At 46.7% G+C, this 18843-nt stretch carries 18 protein-coding genes and 3 pseudogenes; 4 read left to right on the top strand and 17 right to left on the bottom strand.

What is annotated here, in order from left to right:
- Positions 1 to 115: 115 nt before the first annotated feature.
- Positions 116 to 784, top strand: a complete 669-nt coding sequence (locus ACLHV8_RS24695; RefSeq protein WP_049006200.1) for a hypothetical protein — start codon at positions 116 to 118, stop codon at positions 782 to 784.
- Between the two features lie 123 nt (positions 785 to 907).
- Here the strand turns inward: ACLHV8_RS24695 and ACLHV8_RS24690 are convergent, their stop codons facing one another.
- The 6 genes from ACLHV8_RS24690 to ACLHV8_RS24665 form a co-directional block, all read right to left on the bottom strand.
- On the bottom strand, positions 908 to 1444 hold the full coding sequence (locus ACLHV8_RS24690) for a hypothetical protein (RefSeq protein ID WP_208595087.1): 537 nt from the start codon (positions 1442 to 1444) through the stop codon (positions 908 to 910).
- Between the two features lie 22 nt (positions 1445 to 1466).
- Positions 1467 to 1919 (bottom strand): MarR family winged helix-turn-helix transcriptional regulator, encoded by a 453-nt coding sequence (locus ACLHV8_RS24685; RefSeq protein ID WP_208595086.1) that lies wholly within the window; start codon positions 1917 to 1919, stop codon positions 1467 to 1469.
- A complete protein-coding gene (locus ACLHV8_RS24680; protein ID WP_208595085.1) occupies positions 1916 to 3496 on the bottom strand; it encodes an AMP-binding protein in 1581 nt (526 codons plus the stop codon). The genes ACLHV8_RS24685 and ACLHV8_RS24680 overlap by 4 nt, the downstream gene beginning before the upstream one ends.
- A gap of 293 nt (positions 3497 to 3789) precedes the next feature.
- On the bottom strand, positions 3790 to 5769 hold the full coding sequence (locus ACLHV8_RS24675; RefSeq protein ID WP_208595084.1) for an FUSC family protein: 1980 nt from the start codon (positions 5767 to 5769) through the stop codon (positions 3790 to 3792).
- A gap of 12 nt (positions 5770 to 5781) precedes the next feature.
- A complete protein-coding gene (mdtN, locus tag ACLHV8_RS24670; RefSeq protein ID WP_208595083.1) occupies positions 5782 to 6801 on the bottom strand; it encodes a multidrug transporter subunit MdtN in 1020 nt (339 codons plus the stop codon).
- Positions 6802 to 6810: 9 nt separating this feature from the next.
- Positions 6811 to 7098, bottom strand: coding sequence for a YtcA family lipoprotein (locus tag ACLHV8_RS24665; RefSeq protein WP_072001243.1), 288 nt, complete (start codon positions 7096 to 7098; stop codon positions 6811 to 6813).
- Between the two features lie 138 nt (positions 7099 to 7236).
- Between ACLHV8_RS24665 and ACLHV8_RS24660 the strand changes: the two genes are divergently transcribed.
- Positions 7237 to 7863, top strand: coding sequence for a TetR/AcrR family transcriptional regulator (locus ACLHV8_RS24660; protein ID WP_049006209.1), 627 nt, complete (start codon positions 7237 to 7239; stop codon positions 7861 to 7863).
- Between the two features lie 202 nt (positions 7864 to 8065).
- Positions 8066 to 9034, top strand: a complete 969-nt coding sequence (locus ACLHV8_RS24655; RefSeq protein WP_022649395.1) for an IS5-like element IS903B family transposase — start codon at positions 8066 to 8068, stop codon at positions 9032 to 9034.
- Positions 9035 to 9474: 440 nt separating this feature from the next.
- Here ACLHV8_RS24655 and ACLHV8_RS24650 read toward each other — a convergent pair.
- The 3 genes and pseudogenes from ACLHV8_RS24650 to ACLHV8_RS24640 all read right to left on the bottom strand — a co-directional run bounded on the left by ACLHV8_RS24650 (position 9475) and on the right by ACLHV8_RS24640 (position 12194).
- Positions 9475 to 10553, bottom strand: a pseudogene (locus ACLHV8_RS24650) (IS3 family transposase).
- Between the two features lie 207 nt (positions 10554 to 10760).
- Positions 10761 to 11903 carry a hypothetical protein gene (locus ACLHV8_RS24645; protein WP_208595081.1) on the bottom strand — a complete coding sequence of 381 codons (1143 nt, stop codon included), beginning with the start codon at positions 11901 to 11903 and terminating at the stop codon, positions 10761 to 10763.
- A gap of 54 nt (positions 11904 to 11957) precedes the next feature.
- Positions 11958 to 12194 carry a hypothetical protein gene (locus tag ACLHV8_RS24640; RefSeq protein ID WP_080847372.1) on the bottom strand — a complete coding sequence of 79 codons (237 nt, stop codon included), beginning with the start codon at positions 12192 to 12194 and terminating at the stop codon, positions 11958 to 11960.
- A 230-nt stretch (positions 12195 to 12424) separates the two neighbouring features.
- On the opposite strand from ACLHV8_RS24640, the gene ACLHV8_RS24635 reads away from it, so the two are divergent.
- The gene (locus ACLHV8_RS24635) at positions 12425 to 13006 is read left to right on the top strand and encodes a hypothetical protein (RefSeq protein WP_125322005.1); all 582 of its coding nucleotides are present in this window, start codon (positions 12425 to 12427) and stop codon (positions 13004 to 13006) included.
- A gap of 350 nt (positions 13007 to 13356) precedes the next feature.
- On the opposite strand, the pseudogene ACLHV8_RS24630 reads toward ACLHV8_RS24635, so the two are convergent.
- The 8 genes and pseudogenes from ACLHV8_RS24630 to ACLHV8_RS24595 form a co-directional block, all read right to left on the bottom strand.
- A pseudogene (locus ACLHV8_RS24630) lies at positions 13357 to 13743 on the bottom strand (DNA primase); the annotation flags it as partial.
- Between the two features lie 2 nt (positions 13744 to 13745).
- A pseudogene (locus tag ACLHV8_RS24625) lies at positions 13746 to 13988 on the bottom strand (Arm DNA-binding domain-containing protein); the annotation flags it as partial.
- A gap of 348 nt (positions 13989 to 14336) precedes the next feature.
- Complete coding sequence (locus tag ACLHV8_RS24620; RefSeq protein ID WP_410376786.1) at positions 14337 to 14927, bottom strand: tail fiber assembly protein; 591 nt, start codon at positions 14925 to 14927, stop codon at positions 14337 to 14339.
- The gene (locus ACLHV8_RS24615) at positions 14927 to 15829 is read right to left on the bottom strand and encodes a phage tail protein (protein WP_410376785.1); all 903 of its coding nucleotides are present in this window, start codon (positions 15827 to 15829) and stop codon (positions 14927 to 14929) included. Before ACLHV8_RS24615 ends, ACLHV8_RS24620 begins: the two co-directional genes overlap by 1 nt.
- Entirely contained in the window at positions 15829 to 16509 is a 681-nt protein-coding gene (locus ACLHV8_RS24610) for a DUF2612 domain-containing protein (RefSeq protein WP_264878914.1), read from the bottom strand. Before ACLHV8_RS24610 ends, ACLHV8_RS24615 begins: the two co-directional genes overlap by 1 nt.
- A complete protein-coding gene (locus tag ACLHV8_RS24605; RefSeq protein ID WP_410376784.1) occupies positions 16506 to 17705 on the bottom strand; it encodes a baseplate J/gp47 family protein in 1200 nt (399 codons plus the stop codon). Before ACLHV8_RS24605 ends, ACLHV8_RS24610 begins: the two co-directional genes overlap by 4 nt.
- Complete coding sequence (locus ACLHV8_RS24600) at positions 17706 to 18059, bottom strand: hypothetical protein (RefSeq protein WP_016239889.1); 354 nt, start codon at positions 18057 to 18059, stop codon at positions 17706 to 17708.
- Positions 18059 to 18796 (bottom strand): Gp138 family membrane-puncturing spike protein, encoded by a 738-nt coding sequence (locus ACLHV8_RS24595; protein ID WP_410376783.1) that lies wholly within the window; start codon positions 18794 to 18796, stop codon positions 18059 to 18061. Before ACLHV8_RS24595 ends, ACLHV8_RS24600 begins: the two co-directional genes overlap by 1 nt.
- Positions 18797 to 18843 lie beyond the last annotated feature (47 nt).

Here is an 18843-nt window from a genome sequence, read left to right as displayed (position 1 = left end):
AAAATACGTCAGCACACCTTACCTGGTTGAAAAGAGCCTTTTGTTAATTCAGCTGATATATCTGGCACAGATAATCGACACAGCAACTTAAGTTAAATTATTATATGGAGATAAAATGAAAGTACGTCTTTTAGCAATATCCACATCTTTAATTCTTGCTGGCTGCGCAGGTTCGGTAAAACCAGACACCGTAAAGGCAGCAAATGGTAGCTCAATTGAAATTTACAGCGTGTCCGCCATTCCAGAGCTGAATAACAATCGAGTGGCCGATAGTCACTTACGCGAAGTGACTCCGACTCATGCAGCGGCCGGTATGGGGATCGCGGTGGTCGGTGCATTACTCGGAAGTATCAACAGTAGTGATTTTGATAAAGAGAACTATAAAGGAACAACAGTCGAAACCCTGGAGAACCCAACAAACAACTGGTTTATTCCAAAAGCCAAACAAAATATTACTCAGTGGATGAATGAAAAAGGGAATGGCCACCTCTATAAACAACCTCTGTATATTGGTAAGGCGACCTGGGCATTAATCTATAAAGATGCGAATGCTGCAACGCCGCTTTATCAGCTAAAATATAAAGTTCTGTTTTATAAACGCCCGGAAAGCGGGAATATGTTCTCTGCATTTACAGTAGCAGAATGTACCCCAACACCTGTCGAGGCCCCATTGAGCGACTGGAATGCAAACAATTATAAGAAAGTTGTCAGCGAAACTGAAAAATATATGAATAGTTGCCTGCTTGAACTGAATAATCAGCTTCCACGCTTGCTAAAACAGTAATACCCGCTACTAAGCCCGACTCAGTGTTCTCACTTTGTTTTTAATTCGACTCGATGAGTCCTTCATCGAGTCGATTAAGAATCCATTATTACATAGTCGTCATGATAAGAAAAAATTAACAGATTAACGTCCCGCAAGAATGATTTTACAGAAAACATCCAGAGAAAACACACCAGAAGGATCATTCTCCTGGTCAGGAGGAATGGCAAGGTCAAGCATCCGGGTGTATCTCTGAGTCGTGGCGCTGTATGTTTCTTTAGTGAGATCCATGTCCGAATGATAACCCAGTAACTTCAATATTTTTGACACATCTAACATATTACGTTCGCTGATCGAATCAAAACCCTGAAATGTGAGGTCGTGCGTAAGCGAAAAATTTGGAATAGCAGTAAAAAGCTTATCCTTTTCACTATCCGAAAACATGTGATAGGTTCTCTGCAGTTTCTTAAATAGGCAAGCTATTTCATTAATAAAAACAGTTTCTTCCGGAACTTCAAACTCATTCAGAAGACCGGGATACGCCACTTCCAGCGCCCATAAATGGTTTGTCGAAATAGCAGTACGTATAAGCTCTGTGTCGTAGCCATTTCGTAAATCAAAATGGTCAAAAAGATCACACATCATAAAAATACTCAGTTTATGCAGACCTTCAACAATCATGTTGCTTACCTCAATAACCCCATTACAAGCCTTTCATGCTCTTGTACGAAATAAACATTCTGTTAATAACGTCCTGGAACATTTCCAAATCACTATTATTCATGCAAGACAGTAATTCATTCAGTTTCCTGTCCCGCTCGCTCATAGCTTTGGCAAGGATAATTTCTCCCGCCGTGGTGAGCCGGACAATTTTCACTTTACGATTACCAGATTCTTTTTCACGTGTAATGAATCCGGCTAATAAGAGAAAATCCAGAGCTTCCGTGACACTTCGGGAGGTGAAGTTCAGACAATCCATGATGCTTGAAGCATAGCATTGTGGCGTATCTTGTATAACCTTCAACACACGCAATTTTGATAAGCTTAACGCCATTGGCAATAAAGTTTTATTAACTTCATTCCTCATCTCGTGATAAAGGACATTAAGTTTTTCAATCACACGAATAAGATCGTTCGATAGCGGCTTTTCGCTCATTCAGAAATACCTTTAAGTTTATATCTGAGAACCTTACCCACACCAGATTTAGGTAATGCATCAATATATTCAATATGTTTAGGTACTTTATATGATGTCAAGAATTTCCGGCAGTATTCCCGAATATCACTTTCCATTGGCGTTATATCTGATGGTACGATAAATAGTTTTATCGCCTCGCCAGTAACATCATCCTGCACGCCTATTGCCACCGCCTCTTTGACTAATGGATGTTGCAGAACCACAGCTTCAATTTCAGCAGGGTAAACATTAAACCCGGAAACTATAATGATATCTTTCTTTCTGCCCTGAATAGTAATGACGCCTTGCCGATCCTGCACGGCGAGATCGCCTGTGAAATACCATCCATCCCTTAAGGCTTCATGAGTTTCTTCATCTCTTTTCCAGTACCCGGACATAACCTGAGGCCCTTTGACTGCGACTTCACCTTTTTCACCGGGTGAAACAGTATTCCCATCGGCATCAACCAGTTTTATCTGCGTCTCTGCGACGGCACAACCCACGTTACTCAGGCATTGCGTGGTTGCAAAAGACTGAACGGAAACCAGAGGAGAACACTCCGTCATGCCATAACCAGCAAGAATCGGTTTTCCTGTAATGCCGAACCATTTCTCAGCCACAGGGCGAACCAGCTCCGTACCACCGCTAACGCAAAAATTAACTGCTGAGAAATCCAGTTCTGCAAATTTAGGGTGGTTCAACAATGCGTTATAAAGCGTGTTAACCCCTGTAATGGCCGTAAATTTATACTTCATCATAGCACTGATGACGTCATCAATTTTTCTGGCATTGCTGATAAAAATATTCACTGCACCAATCGAAAAGAAATAAAGAAAATTCACCGTTAGTGAAAAGATATGATATAAGGGCAATGCAGTTACAATTCGCTCTTTACCCTTTGTCAGATATTCACCGCAAACACGATGTAATTGATTGAGGTTTGCCGCGATATTGCCATGAGTCAACATTGCCGCCTTTGGAATTCCACTCGTGCCACCGGTATACTGAAGAAAGGCCAGGGTATTCTGTTTTACCTCGGGAGCGGTAAATGAAAAACACTGTCCCAAAAATATGATTTTTTCGAGAGTGGTGATATTTCCCTTTTCATATGAGTCAGATAGACATTCATCAGGCGTGTCCGGAAAATCATCCATACCAGCTTCAATAATATAAAGATTATCACCTTCCGGACATTTTTCTTTCAGTTCTGGTAACGTAATGATGGCCTTAGGACGACAGTCCATCATATATTTTTCAATTTCATAGCGTGTCGAATTTGGGTTTATGTTAACAACGACCATCCCTGACCGTAACACCCCCATGACTGAAATTGCATACTGTAATGAATTTGGAAGCATGATAGCGATACAATCACCACGCGTAAAAAAAGCTTCATTTTGTAACCATGCAGCAATATTTCTGCTGAGCTCGCCCATTTTTGCATAACTGACTATCGCATCGTTGCATATAATGGCAGGATAGCACTCATAAGTTATGCAAGATGATTCAAACATTTCGGTCAAAGTATGATGTTCTTTAGTCTGGTTCTGATTCACCGCATTGCCCCCCGGTTATTGTCTTTAACTAATTTTTAACATTAGAGATGTTTAATCAAGAGTTGGAGTAGTATTTTTTTATAAGTGAGAGTTCCCTCACTTATTTTAATTTCACGGCGTTACTTCATGCTTCCACTATATTTCATAGTCACAACCCCATGATCAAATAACTCAAAAACACAATACTCCAACACTCCAAATAAATTTGAAAATAACCTTTATTTTTTTAACAAAATTACAAAAAAACAAGAACATCGAGTTATGCTCTACCATAGGCTTAAGTACAAGACAAATTATAACGTTGAGGTGAGGTTAAAGAAGTGTCGCTGGCTCTCCTCTAACCCCTTAGCGGCATCCCTGAACGAGTCCGGCAATACGCTATCGGGAACAGGATAATAAACATCGCTATCGCTTACAGTCCTACCATTTAACACACTGGAAATCTTGTCCATATTACCCTGAATCCCCAAAATAAATTCATTGGCGGGTTCCTGGTTTTTCAGATGTTCTTTTTCAAACGAAACGCGATCGATATAAAAAAGCACATTTTTTATGGCGTTCAAAATCGACAGAGAGTGTTGATGCAACTGATCATGCGATCCTTCAGCGCTAAACCAGGTGGGTTCAATGGCAACTCTGGCCGCGATATCTTCACATTCCACGAGACCGGTCGCGACCTTCTGACGTGTTTCATTATGGCGAGTTGCACTGTGAAGCCAGTTCCGGGCTTCATCAAATAATGCACCAAGATTCTGCAACATTACACCGCCCTCTCGTTCCGGTCTTATCAGGGTATGGATAAGACCTGCAACGATAATCCCCAGGATAATACCGACGATCCTGTCCCTTACTTCTGTCAACCCTGTGACCGGACCAAACGTCTCAAGCGTCGCAAGAGCGAAGGTGAACATGATTTGCACCCCTGCATAACTTATATTCTCCGGGCCAGCAGAGATCCACGAAGACAATGCGATGACTGGAAGCACAATACAGAGCAGGCCAAACAGCGTATCGATCCGTGGAGTAAGATAGACAATAGCCACCAGCGCAAACACACTGCCAACTGCAGCACCGACCAGACGAAGGATGATTTTCCGATGCGTATTCCCCAGACCCGGCTGCGCAACAATGAGACAACTGAGCATAATGGTATGAATACCTGACCAGTCCGTTGCGGTATAGAACAAATAACAAACTGCCGCACTCAGCAGTGTTTTAAGTGAAAAAAACACATAATTTTCGTTGCTGAAGGCATCCTTTACCAGAACACCCGCGTGTGTACCTGGCGATAGTTCCTGGGTATTTGCCTTATTTTCCGCTGCCGCCACTTGTTTGTTATAAGAGCTGATAATGTCCGCTATCGCGATAAAGGCTGGTTCTGCGGAATGCAATACCGGAGGTTTCGTTTGCCAGTCAGGCTCCCCATTAATTAGCATTAATTCTAACTGCTTTATTGCATTACGGAGTGTTTCTGCATCCTTTAATACATCCTCCCCTTCAAAGCTAGCGGGAAGATGGCAAGATGCTGTACGCAGTTCAGAAACAATTGCGATCGCAGTAAGATAATGCCCCCCTTTTTGTGCAGCATGTTTGTCCCGCATCGTTTTGTAACGCAAAAGCCGGTACAGCGTCTGAATATCGCGTCCTGCCTGGCTTAAGGTGTTTTGTCTTCGCAGTAACGCGGCATCAGCTGAAAGTAGAGAAGCCATATCCGACAATTGCTTCCCAATGGTCCGTTTTAGCTGAATCTCCGGCTCCAATGGCATCAGGAGAGAATTGACAATTAATGTCACGGCAATGGGATAGTTAACGGCCACCCATACCCAAAGGATCCCTCTGACCAGAGTATCTGCATCAGGTGAAATATCCACAAGGCTTTGCGTGTATATTGCGACAATAGCAACCACAAAAAATACCACGCCGATTTTTGTCGTCCGCATCAAAAACGCACTGACAAAAAAAAGCGTGAAGGAGATTAGGATCCGCAAAAATGGGGTATTCCATGTCACTTTCAGAACAATTAATGACAGAACAATAGAGAAAGTGGACCCGACGATAAACAATATCCCCGTCAGTCTGGTCACAACAATGTTCGTCTGGGTGACAAAAAAAACGGTAATTAATGACAAAGCCAGCAGCGGTACCTGCAGGCTTTGCGACATGATCACCACAATCGTACAAGCCACCATAGCACGTAAGACATGGTTCAGACGCCCGGGATATGGACGCATAGAAATCCACAAATCACTCATAGCAGGAGACGTGGTACCCATAGTCTGACCCCGTTAAAACTTGTTGCCGCGGTGCAACGTTACAACAGCTGAAGCACCAATACGGAAGAGTCCTTTATCGGTTTCAGACATTTTTATTTTTACCGGGAAACGCTGGGAAACATGAACCCAGTTAATGGTCTTTTCGACTAACTGCAGTCCTCCGACGGTGGCACTGTCACCCGGTGCAACGCCATAGCTCATTGAGTCTACGGTGCCAGAAAAAGCTTTGCCGGTATCCGCCATGATAAATACCGTTGCCGTTGTTCCTTCAGTAATACCTTTCAGATCGGTTTCCCTGAAGTTGGCGATGACATACCACTGCCCTGTATCAATGAGCGTCATGACAGGTTGTGCCGGGGATGCATATTGACCCGCAGTGGTCTTCAGTGCTGTGACTCGTCCATCGAATGGGGCACGAACTTCACTGTATTCAAGATTCAGCTTAGCTTCGGCAATTTGTGCCCTTACTTCATCCCGCTGCGCCACAAGCGCATCCACACCGCTGACAGCGGCACTGGCCTGTCGGGCCTGAAGTCTGGTCGAGTTATAATTAGCTTCATCACTGTTTCTCGCTGTTCTGGCCTGCTCCAGCTCTTCTTTAGACACATAGTTTTTACCCATCAGCGCCAGCTTACGGTTATATGTATCCTGCGCCTGCTGATACTGGCTACGGGCACTCTCTACCTGGGCAGCGACGGCATCGGCGTTGTACTGCTGCGCACTGACGGAGCGTTCTGATAACTTGATCTGCTCATTCAGGGTGATCAGACGGGCCTGACTGGCATCCAGTGAATTCTGGAATGGACGCGGATCAATGCGGTAAAGCAGCTCCCCTTTTTTCACGAGCTGGTTATCTTTGACTGGCAATTCAATAATTCTGCCACTCACCTCAGGAACGACGTTGATGGTGTCAGCATAGACATAAGCATCATCAGTACGCGGTGCGGCATCAATTCTGAACAAGACAAGCACCAAAACCATCAGCGTCACCAGAAATAAACTGAGCGCATAAATTTTTCTTTTTACGGTCATTTCGGCACCTTAAGACGGGAAGAAAATCAGCCATGTCAGCATAGAAATCAATGCTGTAACGCAGGGATACACAACGACTGCCGGGGATAACCAGCCCGTTTTGTGCAAGTTACTGGAAAGTATGTGTAAGAGCGTCATTCCTGTGACACCGATGCCCGTACACAGAAGCCAGTCAGGGAAGGATGCGCCGAACAAGACAACAGAAGGTGCGGGAGAACACCCAGTCAGGGAGCTCACGGCAATAAACAGCACCGTCAGAAGATGGAATGATGATGGCTTGCCTGGATGTTTGTACATTTTCGTATGTTCATGAAATTTAATGTTAAAGTAGCTAAACTTGAATCTTTATTCAAGTTTAGCTTATCTTATACAGCACCAAATCTCAAGATCGTGCAAAATAGACAACCAACAGGTCACCTTCTTCCAGGACACATTATGGCAATTTCAGATACCAACCGCTTACGACCCCCCATGCAACGAAGGGGGCACCTCAGGGTTCAAAAAATCCTGGATGCAGCCGCTGAGATTATCAGTGACATCTCCATTGAAAAGCTCACTATTCAGGAACTTGCAAAGCGTTCAGGTACAGCGCCGGGTTCGCTTTATCATTTTTTCCCCGATATTGAGTCCGTTAAGGAATCACTGAAGCTCAGTTTTGATAACAAACTTTCCGAGATGTTGGATGCGAAAAAAAACCAATATGTGGAGCAGGACTGGTGCTCTTTGCCTGCAGGCGATCTTATTAATGCTATTTTTCAGCCCTATGCCAACTTCCTTATTGAGAACAAGGCCTATTTACCACTTCTTCTGAGAATAAATCCGGATTTTACTCAGTCGAAGTTTCTTGCTTTCCTGATCCATATATTAGAGCGCAGGAACCGTAACGTTACAAAATCAGAAATTATACGAGAAGCGAACTTCCTTCATTCCCTCGCTATAGGTACTCTGCAGCAGGCTTTCCAGCGGGATAATAAACTTCCTTACGAGTTCATTCCCAAAATACTGCATTCTCTAGCACTCTACCTTGAATCAACGGAAGTACAGTTGGTTAAATCGGATTAGTAAAAATACCTTTGATATCATAGGTATTTATTGCTGATATATGTCTGAGTATATGTCCTGAAGTGCATGGTTGTTAATCCCCCCCCGCTCCATGCACTACCTCTCATAGCATCAAGAGGTGGTTGAATTGCATGCTGGCTACATCCGCGAAAGAACGTCACAACCAGTGAGGCTTTGTTGAATAAATCGAACTTTTGCTGAGTTGAAGGATCAGATCACGCATCTTCCCGACAACGCAGACCGTTCCGTGGCAAAGCAAAAGTTCAAAATCACCAACTGGCCCACCTACAATAAAGCCCTCATCAACCGTGGCTCCATAACTTTCTGGCTGGATGATGAAGCTATTCAGGCCTGGTATGAGTCGGCAACGCCTTCATCACGGGGAAGACCTCAGCGCTATTCTGATCTCGCCATCACCACCGTTCTGGTCATTAAACGCGTGTTCAGGTTGACCCTGCGGGCTGCACAGGGTTTTATTGATTCCATTTTTACACTGATGAATGTTCCGTTGCGCTGCCCGGATTACACCAGTGTCAGCAAGCGCGCAAAGTCGGTTAATGTCAGTTTCAAAACGCCCACCCGGGGTGAAATCGCGCATCTGGTGATTGATTCCACCGGGCTGAAGGTCTTTGGTGAAGGCGAATGGAAAGTCAAAAAACATGGCCAGGAACGCCGCCGTATCTGGCGAAAGTTGCATCTGGCAGTTGACAGCAACACACATGAAATCATCTGTGCAGACCTGTCGCTGAACAATGTGACGGACTCAGAAGCCTTCCCGGGTCTTATCCGGCAGACTCACAGAAAAATCAGGGCAGCATCGGCAGACGGCGCTTACGACACCCGGCTCTGTCACGATGAACTGCGGCGTAAGAAAATCAGCGCGCTTATCCCGCCCCGAAAAGGCGCGGGTTACTGGCCCGGTGAATATGCAGACCGTAACCGTGCTGTTGCGAATCAGCGGCTGACCGGGAGTAATGCGCGGTGGAAATGGACAACAGATTATAACCGTCGCTCGATAGCGGAAACGGCGATGTACCGGGTAAAACAGCTGTTCGGAGGTTCACTGACACTGCGTGACTACGATGGTCAGGTTGCAGAGGCTATGGCCCTGGTACGAGCGCTGAACAAAATGACGAAAGCAGGTATGCCTGAAAGCGTGCGTATTGCCTGAAAACACAACCCGCTACGGGGAGACTTACCCGAAATCTGATTTATTCAACAAAGCCAACCAGTGAGTAAATGTGGTTAGCAAACCGATGTTCTTGATACTGAATTTTCTATAATTAAAAAAAAGCCTGCAATTAAGCAGGCCAAATTCAGAAGAATACTTCGCGCTTAAGTATATCAAGAAATCGTGGACAAACCATCTTAAAAAACCAATTAAAATCAATCAACCTATTATTATATTGAGAGCATTTATTGCCAAAATGCTTTCTAATTTCACTGATAGTGATTACATTCTTCTATTTATTTTCGCCATGAAACCTTTATATAAAAAGGCACGTCTCCCTCTCTTTTTACCGTGTCCAAATAGGTCTTTTGACCTGCCACCAGGATTAGATACAACCTTCAGTTAGTAATGTCGGTTGGTTTTTCTTCATATTTCCTGTTTCACCAGTCCGTTGCGAATTCAGCTGGTGTTTGGTAATCCAGCGATGAATGGGGACGGCACTCGTTATAATCCTGCCGCCAGTCATTAATCGTTTTCCGGGCATGAAGAATATCGCTGAACCAGTGTTCATTCAGACACTCATCGCGAAAGTGTCCGTTAAAACTCTCAATAAATCCGTTATGCGTTGGCTTACCTGGCTGGATAAGCCGTAGTTCCACACCATGCTCAAAGGCCCATTGATCGAGCGCGCGGCAGGTAAATTCCGGACCCTGATCGGTTCTTATTGTCGCCGGATCGCCCCTAAACAGCGCGATGCTGTCCAGAATACGCGTGACCTGAACGCCTGAAATACCGAAAGTAGCGGTGATTGTCAGACACTCCTTCGTGAAATCATCCACACAGGTCAGGCACTTGATCCTCCGACCGTTGGCCAGTGCGTCCATAACGAAATCCATCGACCATGTCAGGTTCGGCGCATCCGGGCGCAGAAGCGGAAACCGTTAGGTTGCCAGCCCTTTACGGCGTCGTCTGCGTTTTACGCTCAGTCCATTAAGGTGGTAAATACGGTATACACGCTTGTGATTGACGTGAAGGCCCTCACGACGCAGCAGCTGCCAGATGCGGCGGTAGCCAAAACGCCTGCGCTCCAGTGCCAGCTCAGTGATGCGCCCTGATAAATGCGCATCAGCTGCCGGACGCTGAGCCTCATAGCGGCAGGTCGACAGGGACAAACCCGTAAGCCTGCAGGCACGACGTTGCGACAGACCGGTCGCATCACACATAAACTCAACGGCTTCCCGCTTCTGGCCTGTCGTCAGTACTTTCGCCCCAGGGCCACCTGAAGTGCCTCCTTATCCAGCATGGCTTCGGCAAGCAGCTTCTTGAGGCGGGCGTTCTCCTCTTCAAGAGATTTAAGCCGCTTCACCTCGGGCACCTCCATACCGCCATACTTCTTACGCCAGGTATAATAGGTGGCGTCGGAAATGGCGTACTTACGGCAGAGCTCACGGGCAGAAGCTCCGGCTTCCGCTTCGCGAAGAATACTGATGATCTGTTCGTCGGAAACACGCTTCTTCATGGGGATGTCCTCATGTGGCTTATGAAGACATTACTAACATCGGGGTGTATTAATCAACGGGGAGCAGGTCAGAAAGATTCCCTACTGCAGGAAATAGAAGGCAGCAGAAGCAGACGAATAGAATATATTGACAGTATTTATACTTCATTTAACAACATGACTATTTCTGACTTTTAATAACCCCCCCATTAGAATGGGGGGAGTGTTTTACAGTGAACTTTTTTTTGCTCCCTCAATCTCAGCCTGACACACATCATTATTTTTAAATGAGTATTGGAGGTAGACATATCCTTTGGAAGAGCTGTTAGCTCTGGCTTCAATAGAGATAGTATCAATATTATTTTTTAGCGGCGTTTCTTTTGCGCCCTTCCAGGTTGCAGATAAGAAGCGCTCTTTTTTGTTTAGCCCCATCATCCAGTCCTGAGGCTCTTTCCAGATTGAACCAGCAAGCAAAAGGTCTGTAGTTTCAGCCTTTCCATACAGTGAGCTTAGAGAATTACTCAATTCCTCAAACTTGGATTTAAGAGCCAAACCATAGCTATCAGTATCAATATTTTTTCCTAAAGCCCGTATTTGACATAAGCCAGATTTAGGCGAGATCAACAAACCATACATTTCAAAATCTGCGTTTTGCTTCGGTAGTGTATCGGAAGTATACAGATTCACGCTATCCGGTAGTGGTTTTAACTTTGCCCCGATCATATCTTCGATATTTTTCTGGGTCAGACCAGCTTCAAGACCGAACGGGCCTTCAGCGGGTGGCAACAGAGGGGGTTGTTCTTGGGTAGTTTTAGAAGTTGCTTCCTTCTTGCCGCTGGCGGTTGCTGCATTATCTTGAACAGGTGCTAACTTAACTTCAGCGAGCCCATACTTAGCGGTAAGGTATTTTTGCTGAAGCATAGCCATGCTTTGCTCTTCAGTGGCAACTGCTGATAGTTTCAGTACCTGAATCAAACCACCAGTGTACTGGCTGGCATCTGCTTTAGCTTCGTTAATTTTAACAGTCAGATTATCGATCTCTGTTTTAATAGAGGCAGCAAGTTCAGGGTCTGGCTTGGTACCAGAGACAACTACATCAATTTTGGCACCGGACTCAATAGCATTGATACGCTGTTCTAAAAGAGCCTTATTAGTTCCTAAAACCTCCAATCTTGCTGTCGTTAAATTCTTGATTAACCCACCAGAAAATTGTTGATCAACTTCTTTCGCTGCTGAGATTTCTCCCTCAGTTTGGGACAACTCAGCCTTAAGTGCAGAAACTTCCTGTTTTTGTTCGGGGGTTAACTCTTGTGGCCCACACCCGGTTAACATCGTTATGCCCACTAATGTTGCAATCAAAGTTTTCTTCATATCCCTATCCCAGTTGAACGCATTCGGATTAATCCTATCAGGAAGTTAGACGTATTAGAATTTGTCAGTCTTGGTCAAATTCATTGGCTGATGAATGTCTTCCGACTGTTCCTGCTTGATACGCCTCACCAGCCCGTCCGCATCCACGCCACCAGCGATTATGTTGTAATGATTGGTCTGGTTGATGGTCCCCCCTGAATGGTTGCTGGTGGATGAAACAACAGGAGCGCCATAGCCACTGAGGTACTGCACGGGGTTGTAATTCATCCCGCCATTTATGGCCCGTGACATGTCACTTTCCGGAAGTTAATTGCCGCCGTTCTCGTGATCGATAATCCCTTAAATGAGATGTGTAGCTAAGCTACCGATCAGAAGAAGAACGTAAAAAACACCACAACACTAAGCAGGAAAGTTTCGTGCTAACCTCATAGCCTTGAAGGGCAGGAATTTAAGTCGATTGGCATTGTTGAAGTGCCGACTTATCTGTCAGGTGTTCATGGCTGATATAGCGAAGGCGTCAAATGGAATTTTTGAAACTCTATGGCAAAGAGATTTTTTCAGTAGTAGCGGCGTTACTCACATGGACCTTAAATACTTACTTCAAGGCTCGCGTCAGGCTTGCATACGGCGAGTTGCACAACTTTACTTTTCTCGTTCCTGAACCTTTAAGGAATCCAGAAGGTGAAGTTATTCGCCACCAGCAACTTGTACACACACGTTCGGTCACGTTGTTAAATGAAGGTCGAGAAGTCGCAACAAAAATTGAGGTGATTTTCAACTATCAACCGAGATATCTGAATATATGGCCGGTTCGGAAGTTTACAGAATTCAAAGAGGCTGATGGAAGGTACATCATTGAATTTGAAAGCCTTGCTCCAAAGGACTCTGTAATGTTCGAAGCTCTTTCTATCAACGGAGATTTGCCTGACATCCTTGCAATAAGATCCAAGGAATCGATAGCCCGTGAAATTAACCTCGTTCACTATCGCGATTTCAGTCCTTTGGTGAAGCGAACATTGGCTTTTTTGCTTTTGCTTGGCTTTACCTCAGCGGTCTATTTGACACTTCTGCTCCTGCAGTGGTTGTTGGTTACCGCTGGATAAAAATCATTATAGAGATACAAAAAGTGGTTGCCTCAGTTGCCTCATTGCCTCAGAAATTACAACCATATGTATTTTAAGGTTTTAATTTCAAAATGTGAGGCAACTCAGGGGTGATTTGAGGCAACTCGCGCTGAAATCCGGTTGCCTCAGTTTGTAAGTTGCCTCAAAACACGCAGTATTTGCCTCAAACAAGGTAGTAATTGCCTCAGAGTTGCCTCAACAATCTTTGTAAAAAACCATATATATTAATTAGATAGAAAATCTAACTAGCTATGAGGCAACTGAGGCAACTGAGGCAACTGAGGCAACTGAGGCAACTGAGGCAACTGAGGCAACTAAAAGTCACATCGCTACTGCGTTTTTTCTTCTGTCAGTTCAGGGGCAAACAGCAAAACATAAGTCCATGGCTGAGCATTATTCAGATGCTTTAACCGCGGCGTTTTAATCTGCCAGCCTTTGCCGTGCCCTGGCTTTTTCAGCATCCCCGACTCACTGAGAATTCTCACCACCGTATCCTTATTGAAGCCCTTGGCTACCTCATTTTTAAAAGGTGTCGGCAGGAAATAAAACAGTACCGGTTCATTAAAATCTCCCCCCTTGTCTCTGTATCCGTAGAGCTCATGAATCGGCAAATCGCGCGGATCATAATTGAGCGGAGCGAAACGGCTCATGCCATAGGCGTTAAGAAAGGCCTCACACTGTTCAATGACCTGCTGATGCTCCTTATTTCCGGTCCCCCCGGATCGATACCCCCAACGATACCCCTTTTTGCCTCATCACGTTTTGAGCGAGCATCAGCAAGAGTAACAGCAGGGTAAACGCTCAACACCAAGAGTCTCTCTTTGCCATCAACACGGTATTTTAAGCGCCAGTACCGAGCACCATTTGGGTTAACAAGCAGATAAAGCCCACCGCCATCAGCCATCTTGTATGGCTTATCCTTTGGCTTAGCTGTCCCTACCTGCCGAGCGTTTAGCTTCATTGGAGGTATCTCCTTTAGACCGAACAGCGTATACCCCCGGATATCCCCCCAAGATGATGTAGATTAAGGGGTACTTCGCTAGACCTCAAAATAATGAGAAAGGGCTTAAATCTAATGTATAAAGGGTTCTAGAGGGCTTGAGTATACTTTGAGAGATGCTTGAATGGTGCCGATAATAGGAGTCGAACCTACGACCTTCGCATTACGAATTAGTAGAATCACATTTAACTAGCTGTTTTACATACACATTGCCGCATTCACATCAGGCAACTCAATGGCACATGATGTAAGAAAGAGGAAGGCGATTTACCATGTATGGCACAAATCTGGCACATCGCCAAAATAAGATTAAGCCGCTGGTGGCTCAGGCCAGATGATATCCGGTGCTTTCGAGGTGTCCACTGCCTGCACAGCTTTAATGTACTGCATCCAGGCAATCAGGTTTGCTTTGTCTTCGTCGCTGATGATGCCCAGTTGCAGCTCAGTTTGCCAGAAACTGATTGTTTCCTGCGCTTCAACCAGTAACGCGGTTTTCTGCTTATCCGCCGCTTTTACATCAGCAGCATGCTGAGCATCTGTATCTGTTATCCACTTTTTCCCATCCCATTTCTGGTAAGGACCTGAAGGGGCAAGACTGGTGTAACCATCCTTAACTGGACCGATATAATCTACCGTAGAGGCCGAGGCGTCAGCGGTTGAATATACCGTTTCACAACGATGGTCTTCATTAAGCACCCATCCGCCGCTCTGGAATACAGCGACCTTCCCAGCCACTTCATCACCAGGGTCAATATCAGTAGAATCACCCGGCATACTGACACCAATATTAATATATTCGTCAGACCATCCCATGTATTCAAACGTCACCGCGTCGTAGTAATAGCATCGGATTTCACCCGGTTCTATTGCCAGTCCATTTTTATCGAAAATAGGTTTCATTATTTAGCCCTTACTAAAAAGTTGAATGCGATGTTACGTGGGCGTGTTTCTGTATCACCCGTATTTTCAATCGCCTGTATCTGGCCTCCACCAGGTTGGTTAATACCGTAAGTTAAAGTTCCATTTAAATTATTATCAATGCCAATGACATTGCCGCTGCCAACACTACCAGCGCTCAACAGGAGACGGTGAGAGTGGCTCTGAAATGCTCCAGACTGATAACTCAATAAACTACGTGAATTATCGATACCTCGGCCATCATCCCAGATACGCAAAAATTCCCCGCGCGCTTCAGGTAGCGTTAACCCAGGAAAAACCTGAGCAAGTTTTGGGTATGTCGATGCTGAGAATGTGGCCCCGTTGAACTTCAGAAAAACCATGTCAGCCCATTCAGTCATAACTGTATTGGGCATCGCCGAGGACGGCCAGAAGAACGGAATACCGATAGCTGGTGCGCCTGCTCCCAAACGAAGGTATGTGAGAATGTCAGCGATAGTGCTTTTCCCGATAATATCCCGGCCGACAGAAGTTAAATCAGTCTGTGATGCTGTATCAGTTCCAGTGAAATACGGGAGTTTATTTGCACCGGTTGCGAGCCCAGTCAATGCCGTCAGCGTGGCGTCAAGCGCCTGGAAATCCTTCCCAAAAGCGGTCCTCATTTTGGAGATAAACCCGTTCAGGTCACCATCATCAAGCACGTCCAGCCCGCTTTTGTTAGCGGTGTACTGCGCCAACGCTGCCGCTATAAAGCTGGCCTGTCGAATGGCTTTGTTTACCTGCGCTGATTTTGCTGGCCCGCTAATAAAGCCGGACAAAAGCGCCGGTAGTGCTTCCCAGTCAACCTGAGACATCACGTTAGCATTCGCTGCTGTCGCGAACGGTTTAAAGTTATTTGTTGCCATTAGAGTAAAGTCCCCCATGCTCCAACATCGAAACCGCCGATGTATTCGTTATCCATATCAAACCCAAAAAATTTAGAACCTTCTGACGGTGTTTCTATCGAAGGCGTTTCAATGTCACCCGCCCATACGCCAGCAGCTTTAACGGTGAGATAGCCCTGTTTGATAGCGGCGATCAGTTCGAGAGACACATTTGAAATATCAGTCTCGGGAAATGCCCAGACCGAGATCGTCATGTCCTGGTTGTCAACGATTTGCATCTTCAGGCCAGAGCCTGCAGTTGCAGCGTCAAGGATGGGAGGCAGCGAATCATTGCGGCCGTCCCAGTTGTTGATGGCGATTTTTGCCTTAAGAACGATGCGATAGGTTGTATCGCTCAGCGTTGTATAGCCTGCATCTGGATCATACGGGCCTTGCCATACGCCCTGGTCATATCCGAGTCCGTCAGTGTCCCAGCTAAAATACACCCCGCTTATCGGCTGACTGACGATGCGACTGCGACCAATCCAGAGGCCGAGCGTATCGAGCTGGACGCCGACAGCGGTATCAATATCGAAAGCGCTTACCAGCCCCCTGGTGGCGCCGGTGATATCAATCAGTGGCCGCGTGCTCAGGTCGATGTGATCAAAAAATTTCGGCTTAGTGGCGTGATAGTTGGTGATTAAATCCGTGTACTTGCTCATGACGTCACCGTTAGAACAATGTTTTCGGGTTTACACGACGCGGATTCGTTGTAGGCGATAATGATGTTTGCCGCCGCTACGCTACCGGCTGATTTGCCAATCAGCAGCTCCTGTATGTCGTAGTAGCGCGCATTGCCGCCACTCACTACGCCGAGGTTCGCCGGTGAATAAATCCTGCTCAGCAGCACATCGTCACCGATGGTCAGCCCGTTGATGTAATCCGCGACGGCCTGCTGAATCTGTACGCCAATTTGCGACGTGTAGCCCGTGAAGGCTTTCAGAGTGATATGCCCGTAAATCGGGACATCAGTAGACCGCGAGAAGTTGATCACGTGTGGGTTGCCGTAGGTGTCCGGTACCGTGACAGAGGTTGTCCCGAAAGTTGCCGTTCCCTGCCCTTTGTTTCCCCGGATTGTCTGGGCTATCTCGGTAACATCACCTCCATCGACGATGGCGGAAATGGAATGAGGCGGTAGCCCGTTGCTGTCGGTTGCACCAGTATCATTCTCGTAGAGCTTGTGACGTGTCACGCCAGCAACGTTGGCGATCGCACCGTCGACGCCTTCAAACGGTGTGATCGATGATAGCGCGACGCTTTGCCCCTGCCGAATGCGCAGCTCTGCGTCGGTTTCAGCTGGTGAACCGACAGTAGCCGCAGCCGGGTTGGTTACCGACACCCAGCCGCGAGTCGGTGTATTAATGGTGGTGATAGTCCCGGCCATCGCCGCAACCGAACCGCTATTCGCACATGTGGCTGTCACCAGTACAGTACCATCAACGCCGATCGCTACACTCGCGGGAAAATTCCAGATAATGCCGTTTTTATCCCGTGCGGAGCCATTCGTGATAGTCGTGCCCGCCGTACCGGTTAACAGAAGGTCAGCAGTAGAGTTTGTCGCTACTTTTCGCGTGATCCCGTTAATTTTCACATTGCTGCTAAGCGCTGCGGCCTGCGCTGTCGTCGGTGAAAACGAGTTGTAGATCTCGATAGCGGTATTGTTAGCGTCATGCACGGCAAGAGCCACCAGCGCGACCATCTGCCCGTCTTTGCTGTCTGGTTCGAGGTAGGCATCACTACCGTAAATCTGCCTGAAATAGCTGGTCAGTGTATCGAGGATTGTCTGGTAATCAGGCGCACTAATCCCCTGGGCGGTTACCGTTGCCGATAGCCCCAGCGTGTCGAGGTTCAAAGCCATTTATGCCTCGCTTGTTACAGTCGTCTGGCCGTAGATTGTGTCAATGGAGGAAGTGAAAGTGACGCGGCGGCTGGTGCCGTCATAGTTGGTATCGAAGGAAAGAATCGACAGAACGCCCGGAGTGTCCTGAATGCGTTCGCGTATAGCCAGAATGTAGACGTCTGATCGCTGCTTCCCAAGCACTGACTGAACATACGGCGTTCCTTCCGTCAGATCGAGAAACCACTGACCGCGCCACAGCTCGAAACGGGTTTTTACGGCCTGGGCGACACATTCCGGGCTGTCGATAAGGAAGGTGTCGTCACCCTGCCCGAAAGTGTAATCGCCGTCAGCATCTTCTCGTCGGTATCGCATCAGTTTACCCCGCCAGAATTGCCGCTACCCGTCTGAACGCCTTTGTGGGTGTGCGTGTCATCAATAGATTTACCGTTAGATTTAAGCGTCCCAAAGAATTCAATCGCACCAGTAATTTTCGCCGCTGTTCCGCTGGCAAGACTGCCGACCATCCCCCCCATCCAGGTGAGTAGACCTGTAATCGTTACCTTCGCTGAGAATGTCGATTCAGGCGCGATAACATCCAGGCCGCCCGGCGCTACAATTTTAATTTTCTGCGTGGTGGGATTGAGCTCGAAATAGGTGCTCCCGTCGTCGCTGCGCAGCTGCGTGGACCCGGTACTGATACCGCCTATTTTCTGCGCCTGCGACTGCGGGCCAACAATGGCGAACGCATCAGATAAGTCATGCTGGCGCGGGTCTACGGTCTCCTGAACACCGCCACTCTGCCACCAAAAATCGATGCAACGGTCGGCAAAGATCAGCAGACACTCGTCGCCTTCTTTTACCGGAAAGGTCAGCGTGCAACCGCCTCCGCGCGGAAAGATAACCGGCACATCCACCAGCGGTTTTAATTCGGTGGAACCATCGCCAACAATACCGCGAAGCGCCACTTCTACTGTGCAGGTTACAGCGTCAGGATCGAACGACTGAATGATGCCAGGCATCGCTACGCGCATCTGGGTAGACACTGAATCGGCAATGGCCTGCGCGGTCTGCTGCTCGCCGCCGATCTGTGATTGAGTTGGAATTGGCATAAAAACTCCATAAAAAAACCCGCTCGGCGGCGGGTTACTGATCAAAT

Origin of the sequence: Enterobacter sp. CPE_E863, assembly GCF_046521465.1 — a bacterium.
In the GTDB taxonomy this organism is placed as follows: domain Bacteria; phylum Pseudomonadota; class Gammaproteobacteria; order Enterobacterales; family Enterobacteriaceae; genus Enterobacter; species Enterobacter adelaidei.
Note: the sequence above shows the minus strand (reverse complement) of the source record. Positions and strands in the feature narration are given on the sequence as shown.

What these genes read in the sequence shown, in the direction of transcription:
- ACLHV8_RS24695 (WP_049006200.1), top strand. Translation starts at nt 116, where the DNA reads ATGAAAGTACGTCTTTTAGCAATATCCACATCTTTAATTCTTGCTGGC.
- ACLHV8_RS24690 (WP_208595087.1), bottom strand. Translation starts at nt 1,444, where the DNA reads ATGATTGTTGAAGGTCTGCATAAACTGAGTATTTTTATGATGTGTGAT.
- ACLHV8_RS24685 (WP_208595086.1), bottom strand. Translation starts at nt 1,919, where the DNA reads ATGAGCGAAAAGCCGCTATCGAACGATCTTATTCGTGTGATTGAAAAA.
- ACLHV8_RS24675 (WP_208595084.1), bottom strand. Translation starts at nt 5,769, where the DNA reads ATGGGTACCACGTCTCCTGCTATGAGTGATTTGTGGATTTCTATGCGT.
- mdtN (WP_208595083.1), bottom strand. Translation starts at nt 6,801, where the DNA reads ATGACCGTAAAAAGAAAAATTTATGCGCTCAGTTTATTTCTGGTGACG.
- ACLHV8_RS24665 (WP_072001243.1), bottom strand. Translation starts at nt 7,098, where the DNA reads ATGTACAAACATCCAGGCAAGCCATCATCATTCCATCTTCTGACGGTG.
- ACLHV8_RS24660 (WP_049006209.1), top strand. Translation starts at nt 7,237, where the DNA reads ATGGCAATTTCAGATACCAACCGCTTACGACCCCCCATGCAACGAAGG.
- ACLHV8_RS24645 (WP_208595081.1), bottom strand. Translation starts at nt 11,903, where the DNA reads ATGAAGAAAACTTTGATTGCAACATTAGTGGGCATAACGATGTTAACC.
- ACLHV8_RS24640 (WP_080847372.1), bottom strand. Translation starts at nt 12,194, where the DNA reads ATGTCACGGGCCATAAATGGCGGGATGAATTACAACCCCGTGCAGTAC.
- ACLHV8_RS24635 (WP_125322005.1), top strand. Translation starts at nt 12,425, where the DNA reads ATGGAATTTTTGAAACTCTATGGCAAAGAGATTTTTTCAGTAGTAGCG.
- ACLHV8_RS24620 (WP_410376786.1), bottom strand. Translation starts at nt 14,927, where the DNA reads ATGAAACCTATTTTCGATAAAAATGGACTGGCAATAGAACCGGGTGAA.
- ACLHV8_RS24615 (WP_410376785.1), bottom strand. Translation starts at nt 15,829, where the DNA reads ATGGCAACAAATAACTTTAAACCGTTCGCGACAGCAGCGAATGCTAAC.
- ACLHV8_RS24610 (WP_264878914.1), bottom strand. Translation starts at nt 16,509, where the DNA reads ATGAGCAAGTACACGGATTTAATCACCAACTATCACGCCACTAAGCCG.
- ACLHV8_RS24605 (WP_410376784.1), bottom strand. Translation starts at nt 17,705, where the DNA reads ATGGCTTTGAACCTCGACACGCTGGGGCTATCGGCAACGGTAACCGCC.
- ACLHV8_RS24600 (WP_016239889.1), bottom strand. Translation starts at nt 18,059, where the DNA reads ATGCGATACCGACGAGAAGATGCTGACGGCGATTACACTTTCGGGCAG.
- ACLHV8_RS24595 (WP_410376783.1), bottom strand. Translation starts at nt 18,796, where the DNA reads ATGCCAATTCCAACTCAATCACAGATCGGCGGCGAGCAGCAGACCGCG.